This is a genomic window from Polaribacter sp. AHE13PA (assembly GCF_019278505.1).
Classification (GTDB): Bacteria; Bacteroidota; Bacteroidia; order Flavobacteriales; family Flavobacteriaceae; genus Polaribacter.
This window is the reverse complement of record NZ_CP058985.1, coordinates 3335222-3359108: the sequence shown is the minus strand read 5'-3', so window position 1 is coordinate 3359108 and position 23887 is coordinate 3335222. Positions and strand designations below refer to the sequence as shown.

11 protein-coding genes are annotated in these 23887 nt (G+C 31.9%); all 11 read right to left on the bottom strand.

Annotation, left to right across the window (positions count from 1 at the left end; all coding sequences use genetic code 11):
- Nucleotides 1–35: 35 nt before the first annotated feature.
- Nucleotides 36–1646 carry a T9SS type A sorting domain-containing protein gene (locus H0I28_RS14450; protein ID WP_218759529.1) on the bottom strand — a complete coding sequence of 537 codons (1611 nt, stop codon included), beginning with the start codon at nucleotides 1644–1646 and terminating at the stop codon, nucleotides 36–38.
- Nucleotides 1647–1869: 223 nt separating this feature from the next.
- Complete coding sequence (locus H0I28_RS14445; protein ID WP_218759528.1) at nucleotides 1870–3498, bottom strand: T9SS type A sorting domain-containing protein; 1629 nt, start codon at nucleotides 3496–3498, stop codon at nucleotides 1870–1872.
- 17 nt (nucleotides 3499–3515) lie between these two features.
- Nucleotides 3516–5651, bottom strand: a complete 2136-nt coding sequence (locus H0I28_RS14440; protein ID WP_218759527.1) for a glycosyl hydrolase — start codon at nucleotides 5649–5651, stop codon at nucleotides 3516–3518.
- 51 nt (nucleotides 5652–5702) lie between these two features.
- On the bottom strand, nucleotides 5703–7868 hold the full coding sequence (locus H0I28_RS14435; protein ID WP_218759526.1) for a glycosyl hydrolase: 2166 nt from the start codon (nucleotides 7866–7868) through the stop codon (nucleotides 5703–5705).
- Nucleotides 7869–7888: 20 nt separating this feature from the next.
- A complete protein-coding gene (locus tag H0I28_RS14430; protein WP_218759525.1) occupies nucleotides 7889–10045 on the bottom strand; it encodes an alpha/beta hydrolase fold domain-containing protein in 2157 nt (718 codons plus the stop codon).
- Nucleotides 10046–10074: 29 nt separating this feature from the next.
- Entirely contained in the window at nucleotides 10075–12246 is a 2172-nt protein-coding gene (locus H0I28_RS14425) for an alpha/beta hydrolase fold domain-containing protein (RefSeq protein ID WP_218759524.1), read from the bottom strand.
- Between the two features lie 749 nt (nucleotides 12247–12995).
- Nucleotides 12996–13919, bottom strand: a complete 924-nt coding sequence (locus H0I28_RS14420; RefSeq protein WP_218732138.1) for a DUF1735 domain-containing protein — start codon at nucleotides 13917–13919, stop codon at nucleotides 12996–12998.
- 19 nt (nucleotides 13920–13938) lie between these two features.
- A complete protein-coding gene (locus H0I28_RS14415; protein ID WP_218759523.1) occupies nucleotides 13939–15675 on the bottom strand; it encodes a RagB/SusD family nutrient uptake outer membrane protein in 1737 nt (578 codons plus the stop codon).
- A gap of 25 nt (nucleotides 15676–15700) precedes the next feature.
- Nucleotides 15701–18496, bottom strand: a complete 2796-nt coding sequence (locus H0I28_RS14410) for a SusC/RagA family TonB-linked outer membrane protein (protein WP_218732136.1) — start codon at nucleotides 18494–18496, stop codon at nucleotides 15701–15703.
- Nucleotides 18497–18552: 56 nt separating this feature from the next.
- Nucleotides 18553–20463 (bottom strand): RagB/SusD family nutrient uptake outer membrane protein, encoded by a 1911-nt coding sequence (locus H0I28_RS14405; RefSeq protein ID WP_218759522.1) that lies wholly within the window; start codon nucleotides 20461–20463, stop codon nucleotides 18553–18555.
- A 12-nt stretch (nucleotides 20464–20475) separates the two neighbouring features.
- A complete protein-coding gene (locus H0I28_RS14400) occupies nucleotides 20476–23553 on the bottom strand; it encodes a TonB-dependent receptor (protein WP_218759521.1) in 3078 nt (1025 codons plus the stop codon).
- Between the last annotated feature and the right edge of the window lie 334 nt (nucleotides 23554–23887).

The window sequence follows — 23887 nt, the reverse complement described above, 5'->3', positions numbered from 1 at the left end:
AGATGCTGTTTAACTAATATAAATATATGTTTTAATTACTCTTTAACGATCTTATATGTTTTAGAAAATTGAGCACCGTTTAATTTTATCATATAAATACCTCTTGAAAAATTGGTTAAATTAACTTCAATTTCTCTAGTATTACTAGGAACACTATCACTTAAAATTCGCTGTCCGTTTATATTATAAACTTCATATTGATTAAATGTAGAAACAGCTGCAGATATGGTAAAAACATCAGCAACCGGGTTTGGATAAATTTTAACATTAATATTATCAAATATTTCTGTAGATAAACTTTCATCTGGAGCAAAAACTTGTACTTCTGCTAAAGTTAATGTACCTGTATCATTTTTTTGTACTTTAACAACACCACCACTTATGGTACCCGTTTCAATTATTAAACGTGGATCTGGATAATCTGCATATGTTTTAGTAAATACCTTACTACCAATAGTATTTGTAACTGTTACAGTAAAATTAGATAGATTTTGTGGATTGGCATCTGTCCTATTATGTATAATGATTTCTCCTATTTTTTTATCAGAACCAAGGTCAACCTGCCACCAAGGATTTTCACCGGATGTATGAGTAACAGACCCATTACCGCCAGACCAATGGCCGTTGGTGTTACCATCAATTGCAACTGAGGCTTCTACGTACCATTGAGGAGTTGTAGTTTCTGATTGTGTAGCAACACCATCTACAGCAATACCAACAGGAATAGTGTAATCTTTTAAATATAAAATCATCATATCTTGTCCACCACTATTGATATACCCATCAGTTAAGCTAATATTTTTCCATATATCATACAACACCAATCCATCTACTTTATTTTCTATAGCTTTTTCTAAACGAGTTCCTGTTCCATATTTATCACTATGATTCACTTCAGAATCCCAAACAGGTAAATCATCTGCTTTCGCTAAATTTATAAAAGTAGGCCATTTCCCATGCTCAAATCCTAAATTATGAGACGTTGCTACTGTAATGTAGTCAGATATATTTGTGTTTTGAAGCATGTCTATTCCTGCACCTAACCCCCAAGTACAGGGTCCCACCAATTCTGCTCCGTTTACATTGTTGTATAGTGCAGCATAGATAGTATGATATTGATCTACACTCCAAGTACTACTAGTAGCTCTACCATCTTCATTAAAAGGATTAAGCCATTTACAGTTTGGGTATTCTGCGGAAAACTCTAACATTCTAGCAATTAATTCATCTGTTGCAGCTTGAACACCATTTACCCCTCCTTCTTCGGAAAGATCATTGTTTGCTATTCGTGCCCCTCCACCACCTTGCGCTGGGTTCGCAAAAATAAGAAACCCTTGTGCTAATGCTTGTTCATAAAAATATTTCATCATCTCAGGCTCAGGATTAAGACTCACCCCTGTATCCTCATCCCTTGGGAAAATAGGAATACGTATACCATTTACTTTTAAATTTTTAAATCCTTTAAGTAGATTGTCTGCTTGTGTTTCTGTAGTAATTGCACCTGTTATAAAAGCCTGTTTTGTGTCACCTATTACATAATCCATATCATTGGTATAAATAGTTGTTTGACTATACACACTTGTGTTGATACAATAAATAATTAAAGTTAAAAATAGTGTCTTTAGAAAGTAGTTTTTTGTATTCATTTGTTATTATTTATAATCGTGTGAGCCACAAAAATATATTTTTTTTACGCTTTTAAATTCTCAGTTAAGGAGTGATTATGTTGCAGTTTATTAACTGTAAGAGAAAAAAGATGTATTGTTATAAATATAAGAGTGAGTGTTCCTGATTATGTTTAGTTTTAAATAAAAAACAGCATCTAAAGTAAATCTAGATGCTGTTATATTTAAAGAAATATAAAACGGTTTATTTTTTTATTATCTTATGTATTCCATAAAACTTATCACCTTCCATTTTTAGGAAATATATACCCATTGATAGTTTACTTACATTTATTTCAACCTCTTTTGTATTTGTGTTATTTGTAGAAATCATTTGTCCACTTAGGTTATATAAAGTATATCTTTTTAAGACGTTATTAGGTATAGATATTATTAATTTGTCTGTAGTTGGATTTGGAAAAACACTAACTTTAATTTCATCGTAAATATTAATAGACAAAGGTTGACTTGTTGCAAAAATGAGCACCTCTGCTAAAGTTAATGTGCCTATATCATTTTTTTGTACTTTGACAATACGACCACTTATATCTCCTGTTTCAATTACTAAAAAGGGGTTTGGATAATCTGCATATGTTTTAGAAAATACTGTTCTACCACTAGTATTTGTAACTGTTACTGTGAAATTAGATAGGTTTTGTGGATTGGCATCTGTTCTATTGTATATCTTAATTTCTTCTATATTTTTATTTGAACCAAGATCAACTTGCCACCAAGGATTAACACCAGCTGTATGAGTAACGGACCCATTACCACCTGACCAATGACCATTCACGTTGCCATCAATTGCACGAGAAGCTTCTACATACCATTGAGGAGCTGTAGTTTCTGACTGTGTAGCAGTACCATTTACAGCAATACTCTCTCTTTGTTTTAGATACACAGACATATAATAAACATTGGTACCGTTTATAGCACCTGTGTTTAGATCTATATTGTTTCCGGAGTTGTATACCACTAAGCCATCTACCTTATTTTCTAGAGCAGCCTCTACTTTGTTTGTATCTGTATTACCAGGATCATTATTGGCTTCTGAATCCCAAACTGGCAAGTTCTTTGCTTCAGCTAAAGCTTTAAAAGTTGACCATTGTCCATCGTTATGTCCTAAATTATGAGAAGATGCAACCGTAATATACTTTGTAATATCCGTGTTTTTTAACATATCAATTCCTGCAGGAAGTCCCCAGGTACATGGGCCAATTAATTCTGCTCCATTAACACCATGATCATATAAACGTTTATAGATTTCATTAATTTGACTTATGCTCCAAACTGTATTTGTTCTTCCATCTTCATTAAAAGGGTTTAACCATTTAAGGCCTGGATATTCATTTGAGAACTCTATAATTCTATTCACCAATTCATCTGTTGCTGCTTGTATACCTTTTACAGAACTTGTGTTAGAAAGCGAATGATTTGCTATTCTAATACCTCCACCACCTTGAGCAGGATTCGCAAAAACATGAAATCCAGCAACTAAAGCCTGTTCGTAAAAATACTTCATGATGGTTGGATGAGGATTAAGGCTCACTCCAGTATTTGCATCTCTCGGAAAAATAGGAATACGAATTCCATTAACTTTCATAGCCTTAAAACCTTTTAGCAAATTATCTGCTTGTTCTTGTGTTGCAACTGCTCCCGTAATAAAACGTTGCTTGCAATCACCTAGAACATAATCCATATCATTGGTATAAATGGATTGACCAAAGGTGCTAAGATTTACTGCTAATATGAATAAAAGAACCACTGTTTTCACATTAAAGTTGTGGTTTCTTCTGAATATGCTGTCTAGTTTCACTCTATTAATAATAATCAAGATATTTGTTTTTTTAATTAATTCTTAATAATTTTCTTGATAACACTCCCTAAATCAGAATTGATTTTCACAAAATACAAACCACTAGAAAGCTTACTCACATTTACTTCAGAATTTGGACCCTGAACTTCTTTAACTAATTGTCCTGCTATATTGTAAATAGTTAAATTGATATTACTTTTATCAACCTCTTCTGAAACTGACCAGTTAAAAATACCACTGGTTATTACCGTTGGAAATACTGAAAATTTAGATAAAGCCGAATTATCATCCACAGATAATGGTACACCTTGCTCATACTCTTCTTGTGTATACGCAATTGGAGATTGATGATCTCTATACATAATTCCTGAGCTACTTAAAGTTACCGGATTACGCACACTCATTAAAGAGTACACTGGTTTGTCTGGCTGCCAAGTAAATACAGAATAACGTTCTACAAAGCTCGCATCATCTAACATATTAATGTACGACTTTAATCCATCTCCTGCTGCTTCGTTAGAAGTTGGTTGAGCAGTCCAAGTTGCCCCATAATTAAACTCTTTAATCCAAATAGGGCGTTGCCATTCATCATGAATTGCTTTTAACCAATTGTAAAAACTTGTTGGAGATGTTTTCTTATAATAGTGTACAACCATATAATCTACACGTAATCCTGCTGCTTCAGCCTTGGTCATAAATTCATCTCGCCAAACACCACCTTTTGCATTGTCTTTATTTGCAGGAGACCCTAAACGCAAACCAGATGCCAACATATCTTCATATTTTTCAATGGCTTTGTCTACCGTCATATTTGCTTGGTCAGCACCATCAGGTTCGTTAAAAGCCATATAATGCGCAATATCCATTCTGTTACCTAAACTAATTGCATTTGCAACAGAACCTCCAGCCCATTGGTTTGGTACAAATTTAGCATCCCCTACATCAGCACCAGAAGTACTCCAGTTATAATGCCATGAGTTCTCAAACTCTTGAATAACATCTGCACCTTTACCAGCCATTCCTTTCTTATGGATATCAAACCAAGGAGAAACACGTATAAATGAGGTTTTACTTTTTAAATCATCAGTTAGGTTAATTTTTAAATCACTCTCTGCAGCTACATAAACTTTACTAGCTCCTGTACCGTTTACATTTTCTGCAAACGTTACCATATAACCTTTATCTAAGGTAAATGAAACAGCCCAATCATCATAATCTCCTAAAGTTCCGTTGTAATACCCACAATACATTTCGTGCGCTTCACCAACAAAATTATAGGCATTGTAAATTTTAAGAACAGGATCATTTATTCTTGTAGTTTCAAAAAGGTCTTGAGCTGCCTGAAGCTCTAAAAGTGATGCATCTATTGCATTTGAAGCTGCATCACAATTAACAAGTACTGTATTTGCGTTTGTGATTGCTAACTGAAAATCATCATAAGCAGCCTGTGGATATTGATTATATGTATCACCTATAGTTACTGAATTCACTAAATTTTCTGCAGAGGTTATATTACTTGTTAAAAGCAAACGATTTTCTTCTCCGGTTAATAAAGATATATTATCGAAATAAAATTGCCCATTATTAGCATACATAAAAAGCAATTGAATATCAATTTTAGCAATGTCTTCTGCTTCTTCTAAAAAAGGCACACCAGCTGTCATCAATTCTCCATTACTATAAAAATCTACTTTTTTTGAAGCAAAATCAATTTGAGTAGAAATTGTAAAAACGGTATTTGTAGGAAAACCTATTGCAGGCTCACTAGCTACAAAACCGCTAGGAACTCCATTTTCTATTGAAGTTGCATGCTTTATATTGGCTGCTCCAATACCTATTGCAACACTAGATAAATACTTACCTGTAGATGAAATTAAATGTATTTGACAATTCACAGAATTACGTGAAGCAGACACATCAAAAGAAAAAGAAGAATTACCAGATGTAGGCGTAAAAGTTCTATACGCAGAAGGCATTGTTGTATTGTGATTAAACTTTAATTTACCATCTGTAACCGTTACACGTCCGGTTGTATTGTACTCTGTCCAACCAATAGATTGGGCAGTTCCCTCTTCAAAAGTATCATCTACCACACTACCACAAGTAGCTGTTTGCGAAAATGTTTGCATCGCAAAAAGAAAAGCAATTGTATATAAGAATTTTAATTTCATTTCTTTAAATTTTAAGTTTAGTATTCTTTTTTATTGATAATAAAAACGCAGTTATTGTATGATAATCTTTTTAGTAAAGTTTCCTAAATGAGATTCTATTTTAACAATATACAGTCCGCTAGAAAGTGTTTTTACATCAATTTCTGATTTTAAGCCAACTATTGTTTTTACCAATTGACCAACAGTAGAATAAATATGTATGGTACTATCTTTAATTTCTTCTGAATATCTTAGCTTAAAAAAACCATCTGTTATTACGGTTGGAAACATTAAAACATTTGATAAAGTTGAATTATCTGTAACCGATAATTGTACTCCTTGCTCATACACTTGTTGAACATAAGAAGGATTTTGCGATTCTAAATCTCTATAGAATTGTCCAGTAATATTCAATTCTCCATCGGTCATACCACCAATACCCGTATTTGCTCCAAAGAAATAATACCAATTGTAACGCTCAATAAAATCTGACTCTTCTAAAATTTCTGTTAAGCCTTTTATATTATTATATCCTTGTTCTACTGTAAGATTTGCAGATCCCATATTTGGGTTTCCATAATTGTATTCTGTTACCCATACCGGAAGGTTATAGCGATCATGTAAGGCTTTGAAACGCTCTATAAAGGTAGACTTCGAACGGCGTACATAATCATGTGCTGGAATAAAATCAACACGGTAACCAAGTTCCACACATCCGTCCATAAATTCTTGAATCCAAGCACTATCATTAAAAGAATCACTTGTTGCACTATATTGTACGTTTTCTACTCCAGGAGCACCCAATCTAAGTCCTGAAGCTAGCAGTTTAGGATACCCTTCTAAAGCTTCTGCAACTGTCATATTAGATTGACCTTCGTTATCAGGTTCATTAAAGGCTAGAAGATGATTGAAAGACATATTTTGTCCAGCTTCTTCCATTACATCAAGTGATGTTCTAGAGTCACCTCCACTCCAAGACATTGGAACAAATTCGATTCCTTCTGAATGTGGAGCCGTTAAACCCCAGTTATAATACCACGAAGAATTATAAGTATCAGCAGTTGTCCATTTTACATTTCCTAAACTCCCTTTTTTACCTACAGGAAACCAAGGACTCACTCGTATGAATGAAATCGTATTCTGTAAATCAGCAGGCAAATTGATTTCTAGATTATTATCCTGAGCAATATATATTTTACTAACACCTAAGCCATTCACATCTTGTGCAAAAGTAGCCATGTATCCTTTTTCTAAGGTAAAGGATACTCCCCAATCTTCGTAAGCACCTAAACCTCCATTGTAATAACCACAATAAACTTCGTTTACATCACCTGTAAAATCATACCCGCTGTACATTTTAAGAACAGGATCATTTACTTTTGCATTCACAAAAACCTCTTCTGCCGTTTGAATAGCTAAAAGTGAATTGTTAATATCATTCGAAGTAGCTTCACAATTAGAAATGATTGCATTAGCATCATCAATTGCTTGTTGAAATACATCAACCGCAGATTGTGGATATTGATTATAAATTGTACCTATAGGTGCAGATGCCAATAAATCCTCTGCAGCATTTACATTACTTGTTAATAAAATACGATTTTCATCTCCTCCTAATAAAGAAATATTATCAAAATAAAATTGCCCATTATTAGCATACATAAAAAGTAATTGAATGTCTATCTTAGCAATATCTTCCGCATCTTCTAAAAAAGGGATTTCTGCTGTCATCAATTCTCCATTAACATAAATATCAATTTCTTTTGAGGTAAAGTCAATTTTAGAGGATATTATAAAATTCTTATTAGACGGAAAACCTATAGCAGGGTCTCCAGCTACAAAACCACTAGGAACTCCATTTTCTATTGATGTTGCATATTTAATATTAGCGACTCCAATACCTAAAGCAATACTTGATAAATGTTTTCCTGTAGAAGAGATTAAATGCACTTGACAATTTACAGACGAACGTGTAGCAGAAACATCAAAAGAGAAAGTAGCATTTTCAGAGGTTGGAGTAAATGTCTTATAAACAGAAGGCATATCTGTATTATGATTAAATTTTAATTTACCCGACTCCACTGTAACTCGCCCAGAAGTATTGTACTCAGTCCAACCATTAGATAAAGTTGTCCCATCATCAAACGTATTGTCTACAGTTATCCCACAAGTATTGGTTTGTGCAAAGTTGTTAATAGTAAAAAATATTACCATTAAATAAAATAATTTTATTTTCATAAGTTTTGATTTAAGATCGATTAATTAATAATTATTTTGTGTATTTGAAAAACACTATTACTTAGCAACTTTAAAATATAATTACCTTCCGATAGCATTATTGGGTCTAAAATAATTGTATTTGAATTCGTATATAAATGGGTGTTTAAGACTGTTTGACCTAAATAATTTACAATTTGTACGTTTATTTTTTGGTGGTCAAAAAGATTAGATTGGATAGTGATGTTTTTTCCTTGTTTAACAGGATTAGGATAAACTGTCACTTGATTTTTTACGGTGTTAATATTATTAGTACTTAATTGGTTTACCTCTTCAAGTTGTGCGTTTATAAAACCAACCATTTCTATTAAAACATCTTCAAAAGCTGGTTTTCCAGGGTTAAAAAAAGCATGAACTTCTCCTGGGTAAACAACAGTCTCTCCACTTCCTCCTTTAGCGTTTATAGCATCTGTAAACAGAGTGCTTTGGCGAATATCTATAGTTGTATCAGCATCTCCATGCATTAAAATTGTAGGAGTTGGCGTGTTAGTCAATAGATTGATAGGTGAATTTAACGCTTCACTTGGAATGTTTTGTTTGTAATTGTTATTTGTTCCAAAATCTCCTGCATCATTTACAAAATCATAGATTCCGTTAAAACCAATAAATCCAAGTGCATTATTTTCTTCTGCTGCTATTGCTGCTAATGGAGCACCGGCAGATCCACCACTAAAAAAAACTTTTGTCATATCAAAATTGTACGTATCGGCATTTGCTAAAGCCCAATCATAGGCCTTTTGTACATCCTCTCTGGCTAAAGAAAAAGTACCACTAGAACCAGAACATCTATAAGAAATAGACAATGTTGCAATCCCTAAATTTTCTGCCAAATAATCTTTATGAGGAGAGTTAGCAGCCAAAGAAGTTTCTGGTGTACCACCAGACCAACCACCTCCATGTACCCATATATGTACAGGGAATTTTTCAGTTGTATTTTCGTCAATTATAGGTGTTGTTAACTTTAATGGTAGTTTATGACCAACTATAGGAAAATCTACTGTAGCTATTGCTTCCAGTTCTATCGTATTATCAAATTCAAAAACTTGATCAGCTTCCACAATAAAACTAAATGAATCTCCTTGCTCTAAACCAATTGCAATATCATCTACAGATTTAAGAGTTTCTTGTATTTGAACAGATACAAATCCACCAGCTGGCCAATTTACATCTGGTAAAAAAGTAAGAATATTAGACGGAGATAATGTCCAAGTACCGCTAGTTTCAATAGTACTTTTGTTTACATAAACTTTAGGATAATTTGAAGTTATTACTTCTACATCTTGACTAAACGATATTTGTATAGCTCCATTTTGTGGCAAATTGGTACGATTCTCAGGTAAAACCTCAGTTATTGAGAATTCTGCTGTCACAAGCTCTGCATATTCTGTAGCTAGTCTATTGTATTCATCCTGAAACTCTGTTGAACTAAGACCTTCATTATACATTGTTAATTCTACGACTTCTGTATGGTTATAGGTTTGAGTACCTGCAACTTCTTCAAAAATATTAAATTTAAGATCTTCATTAGCATTGGTACGCATCGTGTTAGTAATAGTACCTGAAGTTACGATAGGAGAAGTGCTATCGAAATACTGATAATTTCCTGAAGTATCTATTGAAAATCCAAAAAAGAAATAAGCATCTGCAGGTATTTCATTAGCTCCAATATTTACACGAGTATAATTTGGTCTTGCATAATCAAACCCAATCTTACCATCTTGTAATCTTACAAATCTAATTCCGTAACAATTAGAAAATCCTCCACTCATATCATAGTTTCCTAATAAAGATGCTGGTTTTCCTGTGTTTGTGTTTTCAGCTTTACCAACATAAAAAACACTATAACTATTGTCTGAAACATAAGTGCTAGACCCTTCTAACTCTAGAAAAGAACCGTCTTTACTAAAAAGAACCGTGGTTTTCCCTGGATACGTTTCTTGTGATTCTTCTGCACCAAGATTTGTATCACTTTGCATCGCATTACCATATCCTTCAATTTGATTTTCCCAAAGGGTTACAGATCCTAAATTGTCTGCTACAATTCCTTTAGCATTCTCTAAAGACAATACTTTTGTTTGACTAAACAAACTCGATGTTGAAAGAATGAATATAAGGATGAAATGTAAAATATTTTTCATCGTTTTTATTTAATTATTTTAAACTTAAATTACTGAATTACGAATTTTAAAGTTTTTAAGTTTTGATTATCAATTGTATTCAAAAAATAAATCCCTTGTTTTAAATTACTAGTATCTATGCTAAATATCTTTGTCCCATTTATTGGGTACAACGACGTCTCCAATACAGTTTGACCTAAATAATTTATAATTTTAGCTGTAATTATTTCAGAATTAAAACCTGCTTTTAATTGAAGATTATCTCCTTTTTTAACAGGATTAGGATATATTATTCCATTACCCTCTTTCTTTATAGTACCAACACTTAAAGATCCTGCTTTTTCAAGTTGTTCTGTCATAAAATTAACCATCTCATAAAAACACTCTTCATGGTATTTTTTATCTCTACTAAAAAATGCATGAACTTCTCCTGGATATATGACGGCTTTCGCATTACCTCCTTTGGCATTTATAGCATCAGCAAAATTTATACTTTGATTATGTGAGATCGTATTATCTGCATCACCGTGCATCAATATCGTTGGAGGAGGATTGTCACTTAAATTAAAAATAGCAGAGTTTTCAGTTTCACTAGGTACATCTTGCTTGTACCAATTTCCTGCACCAAAATCCCCTGCATCATTCACAAAATCATAAATTCCATTAAATCCAATATACCCTAGAATGTTAGGTAATGTCTGAGAGGCTAATGCTGCTAAAGGAGTACCTGCAGAACCTCCACTAAAAAACACCTTCGTCATATCTAAATTATAAGTTTCTGCATTGTCTATAGCCCATTGGTAAGCAGTATATACATCTTCTAAACCATAAGAAAAAGTACCTCCAGCACCTACGGTTCTATATGATATAGATAGAGTTACAAATCCTAAGCTTTTTGCTAAATAATCTTTATGTAATGAATAATCAGCACCAGAACTTTCTGCTGTTCCTCCAGCCCAACCACCACCGTGCACAAAAATATGAACAGGGAATTTTTCAGTTGTATTTTCAGTTATAGTAGGAGTCGTTATTTTCATTGTTAATTTATGACCCACTATAGATTCTCCTGTTCTAGCTATATAATCTATGAAAGCTATTGGTTCTCCTAACTCATAACTTTCAATAGGAAAAGTTTCCTCTGCATCTACTATAAAACCATAGGAATCTCGTTTTGCTAAACCAATAATAGCATTATCTGTAGATCTAAGCCCTTCTTGTATTTTTAGGGTGACTAATGATCTAGCTGGCCATCTTTCAGCAGGTGTAAACGTAAGAACATTAGAAGGTGATAAAACCCAATTACCAGCCGTTTCAGTTTCACTTTTGTTTATATAAATTTTCGGATATTCTGAAGTTTCATCAATAGCTTGATCAAACGTTACTACAATTGGAGCATCTCTTGAAATACCTTCTCGAAAACTTTCATCATTAGGCAATACATTGGTAACTTCAAATTCAGTAATCACAAGTTCGGCATAATCAGTAGCCAATCTATTGTATTCATTTTGAAAATCAGTAGTACTAAGCACATCATCATACATGGATACTTCTACAACTTCTGTATGATTATAGGTATGTCCTCCATCTCTTTCTTCAAAAAGATTCAATTTAAGGTCTTCGTCTTGACTGGGAACCATTGTATCATTAATCTTTCCTGTTTTTATTGATGGATCGCTACTATCAAAATATTTATAATTTCCAGAAGCATCCATGGTAAATCCAAAAAAGAAATAATCATCACCGGGTATATTGTTTAAAACGACACGAACATAATTTGGTTTTGCATAATCAAAAACAATACTACCATCGGCTAATCTTAAAAACCGAATTCCAGAGCAACTGTTAAAATTTCCAGGAACATCATAATTCCCTATTAAGGATGCTGGCTTCCCTTCTGGATTAGCTTTACCTGCATAAAAAACACTATATGTATTGTCTGAAATTGACGTATTTGAACCTTCTAATTCAAGAAAAGAACCATCTTTGCTAAAACCTACATTTACTTTTCCTGGATAAGTTTCGAATAATTTGTCACCACCTAAAGCTGTATTACTTTGTGTAGCATCTCCGTATCCTTCAATTTGATTCTCCCAAAGGGTTACAGATCCTAAGTCATCTGCTATAATTCCAGTATTGTTTTCTAATGATACTACTTTGGTTTGACCTAACAAACTAGCACTTGAAATAATAAATATAAAGATAAATTGTAATGTTTGTTTCATGATTTTTTGTTTTGATAAATTATTGAACAACAAATTTTAGCCTTTTTAAACTTTTATGATCACGTATTTTTAGCAAATAAATCCCTGTTTATAAATTTTGAGTTTCTATAGAAACTATGTTAGAATCTCTATTTGGATAAAATGTATTCTTTACAACTACTTGCCCTAAATAGTTTATTATTTGGGGTTCAATTTTTTCTGAATTAAAATTTGAATCTAATTGAAATATTATGAGTATTTCCTTTTTTACAGGGTTTGGATACGTCTTTATTTTACCTTCAATTTTGATGTCTACAACACTTAAAATTGCTGCTTTTTTAGAATTGCTCTGTCATAAAATTAACCCTTTCGCAAAAGGCACCTTCATGTGAAGGTTTGTCTCTACTAAAAAATGAAATTTTCATAATTAGTTGAAAAATTATAGTAATATTATTTATAAACTAAAAAATGTAAATAAAATAATGTTACTTTTTTAACAAACATAATTATTCTTTAAGCATTAATTTTCTAACATTATGGGTAAAAATGTTACAATTAAGGGCTTTTTAACAATAAGTTACCTATATCAAGTTATTTAAACGAGTGTCTAAAACTTTATAATAAGATTATGACCATGCATAAAATTCAATCAAATATTTAGCAGTACACAACACTTTTACCTTAAGTAAATCTCAAATTTATTGTACAAAAAAAGACCAATATAGATATTGGTCTTTTTTTAAGTTTATTAATGATTTTTAGATAGAAAACTATATACCTATTTGGTTTACACCATCAACTTCTCTATTTCTGAACTCTAAAACATCATTTGCTACATATGTAGCTCCGTTAGATTCAAAAGAATAATTAAGTGTTATTGTACGTGTAGCAGGATCATAAAAAGAACCATCATTATCTGTTACAACAACTGCTCCAGCAATACTCTCGATTGTAATTGAGTTATCATCTGCAATTACAAGATTCATTTTTTTATCAGACTCTCTTAAAAGAGCAAGACCATTACATTGTACAGTATTAGGAGATACCATAGTTAACTCTACATTTTCATTATTATTAATGTCACCAACGTAAGTAATTGTCTCTTCTGAGGCACCTTCCGTTTTCACAACTTGACCTTTTTGAAAATAATGACCATATAATTGGTTGATATAAGTAAATGTAATTAATGATGACTTATATTTAGTTGACTCTGTATCAACTAAAATAGAATCTGCATTTACAACATTCTCTAACGTAAATCCTAAAGCATAATTATTTCCTAATGATAATGCATCTCCTAAGAAATTAATAGAATCTGCTTTTACATACACAAAACCTTGAACTTCTCCAGCAGGAATAATAATTTTATTATTTGATGGATTTCCTTCACTATCAACCAATTCATAATAGTTGCTAGGTAATACAGATTTACCTGCATTTGTTACTAAATCATCATCTAATGAAAAAGTTATTTCTACATCTTCTGTATTATCTAATCTTCCTCCTAATACAGCACCTACACCTATTCTCATTCCTTCTCCCATAATAAAACTACGGTCAATTTGTTCGTGTGGTAAATAAACTGAAGTGAAATCAAATTCGTTTTCAACAAAATCATCATAACATGACGTGATACTTAATCCTACAATAAGCACTAATAGTTTAGCTATAGATTTTAATATATTTTTCTTCATAATCTTTGTTTTTAATTTATTACCAACCTTGGTTTTGTTTCAAATTAGTATTTATCAATAATTCACTGTATGGTAATGGAAGATAATAATTTTTAGCTTCATAATTTCTTCTTTCCACATCGATGTTTTCGAATGAAAAAGTATCATCAGAATTTTTACTAATCTTAACTCCTTTAATGTCTTCTATGTTGTCAATATCTTTCCATCTTCTTAAATCGTGAAACCTTTCACCTGCAAAACACAATTCTATACGTCTCTCATTTTTTAATAAATTTCTAAAATCTGACTGATTTGCAGCCGAAATATCTAAATATGGATCTGTAGACAACCCTGCTCTTTGTCTTATTTTAGCTAAAACTTCTTTTGCTGTAAAGTTAAACCCAGCAGGCAATATACTTGGTTCTCCAAAAGCTTCATTTAATGCTTCAGCATATCCTAAATAGATGTCATTTAGTTCTAACTGAACATATACTTTAGGTAAAGTTGTTGTAACAGCAGTAGTTACTGATGGATCAAAGTTTAAATTATTTAAATATTTTTTTAAATAATATCCTGTTCTTGTTCCTAAAGAATTATTAAACCCTCCATAATAATCCATACCACCTTCATAAATTTCTAATGCATTAAAATCTGAACAATCAGCAGATTCAAAACATTGATCATCATTATAGAATACAAACTTATAAAATCTTTCGTCTCTTGAAACATAAGGAACTTTATTGTTATACGTACTTAAACCGTTATCAATAGGATATCCATTAGCATCTGGAAAAGCATCAATTAAGTTTTGAGATGGATTTACCGAACCTGATCCAAATAAAGACGGTGGATATAAACTTTTTTCTAATGCGTTATTATTTCTATCATTACGCATTCTCCAAATATGATCTGAATTAGTTTCATTATCAAAATCGAAAGACTGTAAGCTTCTTAAACCTCCATTTTGAACGATTAACTCCTGCGCATAACTTGCCGCTAGCTCCCACTTAGAAAGGTCGTTAGATGGATTAAAAGCTGGACTTGCAGCATATAATGCTACTTTTGCTTTTAATGCATATGCCGCTAGACCACTTGCTCTACCCGTTTCTGTTGCACTAAAAGCAGGGTTCGCATTTTCATCTCCTTCATATACAAGAGGCAACTTTGCAATGGCAATATCTAAATCTTCCATAATCTGAGTTACACATTCATCATAAGTATTTCTACTCAAACTTGCATATTCTTCATTTTCTAATATCCCATTTACAATAGGAAATCCTAACATTTCTCCGCTTTCAGAAGGGCCACCAAATACTTTAAGTAACTCCCATTCTGCCCATGCTTTTAAAAAAAGTGCCTCACCATAATATCTATCTATTAATCTTTCATTTAATATTTGATTTCCTTCAGATAGATAAACTTGTAAATCTTGATTATGAACAAGATCTATGTATTGATATATTTGTCTAATATTATCGTAAGACTGTTGCCAAACATAATTATATGGATTATTAGTTGGGCCCCAATAGCCAGTTGCCAATATTGTTTCCGTATCGTTTGCAACACCATTATCTGTTAAATATTCATTTGAAAAATCTGTAGTATATCGGAATGAATAATCTGTATAAATATCGTCTATAATACCTCTTGATTTCAAGCCTGAAGTTGTAACTACTTCCTCTCTAGTATATTGAATTTCATCTTCTAAAAATTCACTACAGCTTGTAATACCTATTGTCAAGGTAATAATTGTTAAAATCTTATTTGTTAATTTCATTTTTCTGTTTTTTAACATTTATTTATTAAAAATTTACCGTAGCTCCAAAAACAAATGTTCTCATCATTGGATATTCAAAAAATCCTGATCTAGTATCTTCTGGATCTAAATCTTTCATTTTACTAAACAATGCTAAATTACTTCCTCTTAAAAATAATTTTACACTTGTAATTGCTGTTTTTGACATCAATGATTCTGGTAGCGTAAATCCTAACTCAGCATTAGAAATTCTAAAATAACTTCCATCTACTAGCCAATAATCTGAATTTTGTTGATTATTGTCACTTTGTATAGTACTTAATCTAGGGAATACATTTCCATTAGGAAGATCGTTTTTAGAGCTACCGTAATAGTTTCTTAAACCATAATGTTGATAGTAAGATATTGAGTTAAGATTTATATCATAACCTCCAACACCCATTCCTACAATATCTAAGTTGATTCCTTTATATTCAACTCCTACATTAACACCGTAATTAAATCTTGGTGTAGTATTTCCTACGGTTGTTTGATCTCTAGAATCAATAACATTATCACCATTTTGATCTACATATTTAATATCACCAATTTGTACATCTCCGAACTGAGGTAAAGCATCATCAATATTTTCTGCAGTAAAAAGGCCATCACTTACATAAGCATTAAAATTATCTATTGATTCACCTTGTTGTAATCTATACTGATCTGGATAAGGTACTTCAGCAATTTTTTCTCCTGTAATTTTATTATAACCAGCATTAACACTTAGGTGGTATCTAAAATCTCCACGAGTATCGTTAAATGTAACATTAGTATTGAAACCTTTATTTCTTCTTTCAGAAAAATTTAATTGTGGTAAATAAATGTTATCACCTAATGCAGTTGCAAAAAGAGCACTTGCATTAGTTATTAAATTTTTATTATCAATGTTAAAATAATTAAAATCAAGTCTCAATTTCTTAAACAAACTCATTTCTACACCAAGAAACATTTGGTTGTACACTATCCAATCTATTTCTTCATTAGCTGTACTACTTTGTCTATATCCATATTGATTTTGAGTTTGAGTTGCTATACCTGTATACATTGTACTGTTTGTTTTACCTCCACCCCATGTGCTTAAATAAAATAGTGAAGTAGATGTATATTCTGTACCTACTTGTCCATAAGAAGCTCTAAATTTAAGATAATCAATATTTTTATTGTCCTTTAAGAATTTTTCATTGGATGCTACCCAAGCGATTCCAGCTGTTGGATAGTATTTAGTTCTATTATCTCCTATAAATTTAGAACTACTACTTGAATTTAAGTTTGCAAATGCAATATATTTATTTTTTAATGCATACGAACCGTTTAAGTTAACCGTTAAATTACGTCTATCTGGGTTTCCTGAATTTGTGCTAGGCTCATAATATAAAAGATGATTTAAGTTTAAATTCAAAACACTTTCCTTCATTTCCTTTATATAACTAAGATTACCATTATAAGCAAAATTTCTTTGTATTGCAGTGTTTGACCTTGCAATACCTGTGTTTTGATAATCTTGTCTATACAAAATTAGATTAGTAATATCTTCTCCAGTAACATCGTCTTGTGTTGTTTCTAAAGTGTATAAACCAGGGTTGTTATTTGTTGATAAAGTATGGGCATTGTACGTTCTCATCATTAGATAAGTATCATACTTTAAACCAGGAATATAATCTTCAAAATCAAAATCTAATCCTATATCAAAAATCATATTGGCTGTATAATCTGTTCTTAAACCTCCATTTTCTAACTCTGAAAGTAAATTGGTCTGAAATTCGTTACTTACCACATATGCAGAATCTGCTACTTTTAAAGGAAATGAATTTGCAGGTGTAGCAGAAATCCATAAAAACATAGCATCTGCATCAAGAATAGGTCTATTGTTCTTTCCAAATTTTCCATAAACACTAGCATGTGTTCTAAGTAAATTGTTAATACGTGTATCTATTTTAGTCCTAAAGGTAATATTTCTACCGTTTATTGGATTTCCTACTTTTTCTAAACCTTCCCAATCTGAATACCCTAAAAAAGCACTGTATTTTAAATCTTCTTTTCCACCATATACATTTAACGAAGCAAAGTTAGAAGGTGAACTTGACTTTAAGAACTCTTCTCTAGAATTTACATTTGGAAAGTTTATAGGGTCAGATCCATCTTTATATTTTGCGATATCTTCAGCACTATAAATATCTCCCAAACCATCATTATTAGATGCTTGATTTATTATCTCTGCATATTCTGGAGCTGATAATAATTCTGGTAAACGAGTTGCCATATTAAAACCACTTTGATAATTAACTTCTACTGTAGGTTTACTTACTTTTCCTCCTTTTGTAACTACGTATATAAGTCCATTATCTCCTAAATTTCCTAGTAAAGAGTTAAAAGTACCATCACTAAGTACTATAACTTCATCTACTTCTCTTAAATCTGTTTGAAGCCCTCTTGGTTGACCATCTATTAGTACATATGGAGTTCCTCCGTTTAATACGTAAGAATAACTTCCATTTGTACCAGGTGTATTTGTTCCTCTAATAATTCTTAGCCCAGGAACTCTACCTCTTAATGCCTCAGAAAGATTATCTCCTGCGGTTTGACGAAGTTCATCACCTGAAATTCTAAAAACGGCTCCTGTTGTTTGACTTAAATTAAAAACCCCAAAAGGTGTTTTTAAAAATTCATTTTTATTTGCTGGAATTGAGTCTTGAATTGCTAAATTATCTATTGGTGTATTCTGAGCAATACCAATATTGATAGTTAGAGCATTAAGTAAGCAGAAAGCAAAAAATTTCAATTCTGTTATATTTAATTTCATTTGTTAATTTTTATAATTTTAAGTTCATGATACCTTATTTAGTGTTTTAACACTAATTACCATCCTTCCGTTTGTTCAAAAGAAGGCACTGCTTCAATTTCTGAAGGTGGAATTGGCCACCAATAGTTGTTATCATTAAACGTTTTCCTTAATTGAGTCTGTTCTTCATTTTCATAACTAAAACCAGAAGGATATGTTGCAGACTTACCACCTTGCCAACGCATCTTTAAAAACTCCACTTTTTTATTTTCTTCTAAATGTGCAGTTTTCCATCTTCTTAAATCATCATATCTAAAACCTTCAAAACACAACTCAATAGCACGCTCATTTCTAATTCTTTCTCTGAAATCTTCTTTAGAACCTGTATATTTTGCAGCTACATTTGGCATACCAACTCTATTTCTAAGAAGGTTAATTGCACCTACAGCTGTTAATGTTCCTCCAGGAGCAACTCCATTTGGCCCATATACTTCGTTAACTGCCTCTGCATAGTTTAAATACACTTCTGGCATTCTGTATATAATGTTATTAACATGATAACTGAAATTTCCTGCATTACCTGTTCTCCAATACGCTCCATTAGGTATCCATTTTCTAATACGCAATCCTGTTAAATTGTAAACAATTAGTGGAGAAGTCGTTCTAGAAGGATCGTCTAAATCTTTACCATAATTTCCCTCTTCATTTATTACTGCTAAATCTACAAAAGGTGTATCATTTTTAGGACCTGCAGTTGTTGTTGTCCATGGTACACCATCAAACAATATATTATTATAAAACCTTGGATCTCTATTAATAAATGGGTCTTGTGGATTATAAGATGGATCATCTTCAATTGCCAAACCATTTTTAGTTTCAAATTTCTCAATAAAATTAGCAAGTGCTCCAATATTCATTGGGTTATTGTTGAATTTTATAATATCAAAACCTACTGTTAAACTAAGTCTTGGTGTAGGATTAAGAATACCTCCATAAGTAAAGAATTTTTGATTTGCTTCCATAAATATTACTTCGCTAGGAATTATTTTTTGTATCCCAGAGCCTACAAAAATATTTCTATAAGGTTGCAAAGCAGTTGGTTCTGCTACTAAAAGGTCTGCTCCATCTCTATCAACATCTAAGGTACTTGCTGCACTTGCATTTGCAAGTGTATATAAACCATTTGCATTTGCAAAGTTAATTAAATCTGAAGCTGCTGTTGCAGCGTCTATCCATTTTTGATCATCGTTAGTTTCATTTGCTAATGGACTCGCGGCAAATAATGTAAGTCTAGATTTTAAAGCCATAGCAACACCTCTTGTTGGTCTACCTACACTCTCTGTTGACCATGAAACAGGTAATAAATCTATAGCTAATTCTATATCATCTAACATATCTGACAAGTTACTCTCATAACTTTCTCTTTTAGACGTTAGGGGTTGACTTACACTTAAGGTTTCTTTTAAATAAATAAGTCCTCCATGACGCTTCGTTAACAAGTGATAAAAAGAAGCTCTTAAAAAATACGCTTGTCCTTTTAAATAATTAATTTCCTCTTCAGTAGAATTAGGAATGTTATCTGCGTTCTCAAGAAAAGTATTCACAATTCTAATTCCTTTAAAACAAAAAAAGTATCTAGAAACAAAGTTTGGGGTAGTATCTGATCCACTAGTTCTATTCATCAAGCTTAAATAATCTCCTTGAGCATAAAATTGATATGTTTCAGGTACAGGTGATGCTGTTCTACCTGGGTATCCTTCTCCAGACATTGTCATACCAGGAAGAATATCTGGGCTTTGATTTACGACACTTACTTCTGAAAGGTAATACGTAAAAGCACCATCAAAAAAGTCTCTTGTTAAAACAATATCATTAAAAATGGCATTTTCGGTCAATCCTTCAGCTTCCTCTGATTGATCTAAATAATCTTCACAGCTAATAATAAAAACTGTCATGATTAAAGCGAATGTATATTTTATTTTTCTCATAATTTTTATTTTTTAAAAATTTAAGTTTAGCCCTAGAGTAAATCTTCTTAATATTGGATAAGCACCAGGATCATTTCCTTCTGGATCTCCATAATCAATGTCAGAAATGGTAAAAAGATTATTTCCGTTGATATATATCTTTAAATCACTTATTCTTTTACTATTACTCATGTCAAAATTATACCCAATATTCATACTTCTCAATTTAATATAATCTAAAGATATAATTCTTGCTGTACTATTTGCTGTATTAGGGTCTGTTTCTGAATGTAGCGCAGGATACTGAGCATTGGTATTAGTAGGTGTCCAATAATCTAATTGTTCAACACGTCCTGAAGCAGCCCCCTCTGGTAAAGCGTAGGCAATATCAGAGTCAATAATACCTAGATGCCCTGAAACTCCGTTAATCATAGCATTCGCAGACCATTTTTTATACGAAGCTGCTAATTTAAAACTATAACTATGTTTAGCTGATTTAGGTATATCAAATCTTATTTGATCTCCTATATCTGTTGCCACTATAGATCCGTCTGCATTGTAATCTATATATCTATAATCTCCTAACGAGGGGTCACCTGCAGAGCTTGGGTAATTGACTACTTCATCAATATTTTGGAAATACCCATCTGCTTGTAATAATCCAGTTGTTCCACTTGGTTTACCTGCTACAGTTGCGTATTCTGGGGTTCCACTACCATCCGCTGGACTTGATAAAACACGATTTTCATTAAATCCATAAAAACCAGTTAATGAGTAGTTTAGTCCGCTTTCGGTTTTGTTTTTATAAGTTAAAGACACTTCATATCCATGGCTTTCAGAAGCTCCTACATTTGCATAAGGTTTACTTGTATCAAGACCATGCAATGCAGAAATATCTTTATCAAGTCTTTGGATTAATCCATCTCTATTTTGTTTAAAAAACTCAATAAATCCTGATATTTTGTTATTAAAAAGACCAAAGTCTACCCCAATATTTTGTTTGGTATCAGTAGCCCAAGTTAATTCAGGGCTACCTAATTGAGTGATTTTAAGTACTGAAAGTGAGTTATCTACCAATTCCCCAAAGAAATACCTAGAACCTGGTCTTTTTTCTGCAGTTGAAGATGCATAATCATAAAAAGTATCATATACCCATCTATTATTACCTAAACCTGCTTTAGAACCTGTTTGTCCATATGAATATCTTATCTTAAAGTTGTTTAGAGTTGGAAAAGTATTCATAACAAATTTTTCTTTTGCCAAATTTATACCACCAGCAAAAGATGGAAAAAACTTAAACCTATATCCCCTTGCAAATGTTTCATCTCCATTATATGAACCACTTGCTTCTATAAAATAACGTGTGTCATAATTATAGGTAAAACGCCCTACATAATCTTCATTAAAAAAAGGAAAATCTACATTAGTTGTTTTTTCATTTCTACTAAAAAGTGCTAAACCTGTTACATTATGTTTCCCAAATGAACGATCATAGCTTAAATGAGTTTTTATATAACTAATTTCTTGATTTCCATTAACACTTTCACTCCCTTGTATATAATATAACGGACGTTCATAATCTATACCTTCTTGTGATGACCAAGTTCCATCACGGAGTAATGTATAAGCCTCTTGTTGAGAAGAAATAGACCCATCATAAGTGATCTGGCTTTTACTACCGTAGCTGCTTATAAAATTATACTTCGCGTTAAAAGCTAGTCCTTTTGTGATGAAATCTAATTTTTGCTGTAATTCAAGATCTACTGAAAAAACAGTTTTTATAGTGTTTGCACTACCACTTCTATTAAGAGAACCATAAGCATTAGGTCCTTCCCCAATTCTTACTTCTGCAAGTCCAGGATATAAAGGATCCGGATATTGTTCCATAACAGATGCCGGATAATAAGGTATAACACTTCCAGGAGCTAATGTGTATAAAGCTAAAAAAGCATCAGATAAATTACTTCCATTTCCAGGTTCATTAGTATCTTCTAAACGACTACTAATACTTGTTTTTAGTGTTGTTGTTTTAGTTAAAGAAAAATCTAAATTCCCTCTAAATGAATACCTGCTAAACTTATATTCAGGATCATAATTAAAAAGTTGGTCGGTCTTTGTAATATCTCCTTCTTGTAAATAACCTGCAGAAGCATAGTATTTTACAAATTCTGTTCCACCACGTATAGAAATCGTTTGATTAAAACTTGTTGCATGACTTTTGATAAGTGTATCATCCCAATTTACATCTGGATACATGTATGGGAAATCACCTTGTTTCCAATGTGCTAAATCCGCTTCTGTACTATAACCACTCGCATATGCTTGATCATTTAGAATTCCTGTATTTAATGCACTTTGAGCTGTAAAAGCATCTAATACATCTGGTCCTTCTGGCACTAATTTTAGAGTAAACTCACTGGTAACACTAATTTTAGGTCTTCCTATTTTACCACGTTTAGTTGTAATTATGATAACTCCATTTGAACCTCTAATTCCATAAACGGCAGTTGCAGAACCATCCTTTAATACACTAATACTTTCTACATCTCTTGTGTCAATGTTTGAGAACCCTCCAACAACTTCTACACCATCTACAAGTATTAATGGGTCTGCATTACCACGAATATAAATTTCACCATCTTCTTTTCCTGGTTGCCCTGAACTTTGAACAATGTTAAGACCTGGTGAAATACCATTTAAAGCATTTACCATATTTGGAGAACCAGACTCTACTATATCTGCTCCTTTTATTTGACTTATAGCTCCAAGGACACTTTCTTTTTTTTGCTGTCCGTAACCTATAATTACAATTTCAGCAAGACTTTCTGTGTCTTCTATCATTGTAATGTTTAAACTAGATTTTCCAGTTACCTTTATTTCTTGCTCTTTAAAACCAATGTAAGAAAAAACTAAAGTAGCATTTGGAGAAACCTTAACTTGGTATACTCCATCAAAATCTGTACTTGTTCCGTTTTGTGTTCCTTTTTCGACCACACTAACTCCTGGTAAAGGAATTCCTCCTGAATCCTTTACAATTCCTTTAATTATATCTTGAGAAAACGAACCCCAAGAAATGGATATTAATAATAATAATAAGTTGAGTTTTTTCATAAATTTAAATTTTCTGAATTAGTAGAATATTGAAATTTCACAATCATAATACTTTAATGAGTTAATTAATTGTTTTTGATTATTTTTTGTTTGATAATTCTCCTATTTTTTTTATTCTAGGGAGTTATGTTATCAATCAATTATGTAATCCCATACAAAATTAACATATTATTAAGATTGAAATTTCTCATATAGGGATTCAAAATGTTGCTATTTGATGATGTTTTAGTTGTAAATAGGGGTTTTTAAGAGTTTTGTTTTCTTTTGTTGCAAAACTCTAAGATATAATATAAATAACTTTTGAGTTAATTTAACATATAAAAAAGGTTATGCT

Bases quoted from the DNA above. Each gene is read 5' to 3' on its own strand.
- H0I28_RS14450 (WP_218759529.1), bottom strand. From the start codon at position 1,646: ATGAATACAAAAAACTACTTTCTAAAGACACTATTTTTAACTTTAATT.
- H0I28_RS14440 (WP_218759527.1), bottom strand. From the start codon at position 5,651: ATGAAATTAAAATTCTTATATACAATTGCTTTTCTTTTTGCGATGCAA.
- H0I28_RS14435 (WP_218759526.1), bottom strand. From the start codon at position 7,868: ATGAAAATAAAATTATTTTATTTAATGGTAATATTTTTTACTATTAAC.
- H0I28_RS14430 (WP_218759525.1), bottom strand. From the start codon at position 10,045: ATGAAAAATATTTTACATTTCATCCTTATATTCATTCTTTCAACATCG.
- H0I28_RS14425 (WP_218759524.1), bottom strand. From the start codon at position 12,246: ATGAAACAAACATTACAATTTATCTTTATATTTATTATTTCAAGTGCT.
- H0I28_RS14420 (WP_218732138.1), bottom strand. From the start codon at position 13,919: ATGAAGAAAAATATATTAAAATCTATAGCTAAACTATTAGTGCTTATT.
- H0I28_RS14415 (WP_218759523.1), bottom strand. From the start codon at position 15,675: ATGAAATTAACAAATAAGATTTTAACAATTATTACCTTGACAATAGGT.
- H0I28_RS14410 (WP_218732136.1), bottom strand. From the start codon at position 18,496: ATGAAATTAAATATAACAGAATTGAAATTTTTTGCTTTCTGCTTACTT.
- H0I28_RS14405 (WP_218759522.1), bottom strand. From the start codon at position 20,463: ATGAGAAAAATAAAATATACATTCGCTTTAATCATGACAGTTTTTATT.
- H0I28_RS14400 (WP_218759521.1), bottom strand. From the start codon at position 23,553: ATGAAAAAACTCAACTTATTATTATTATTAATATCCATTTCTTGGGGT.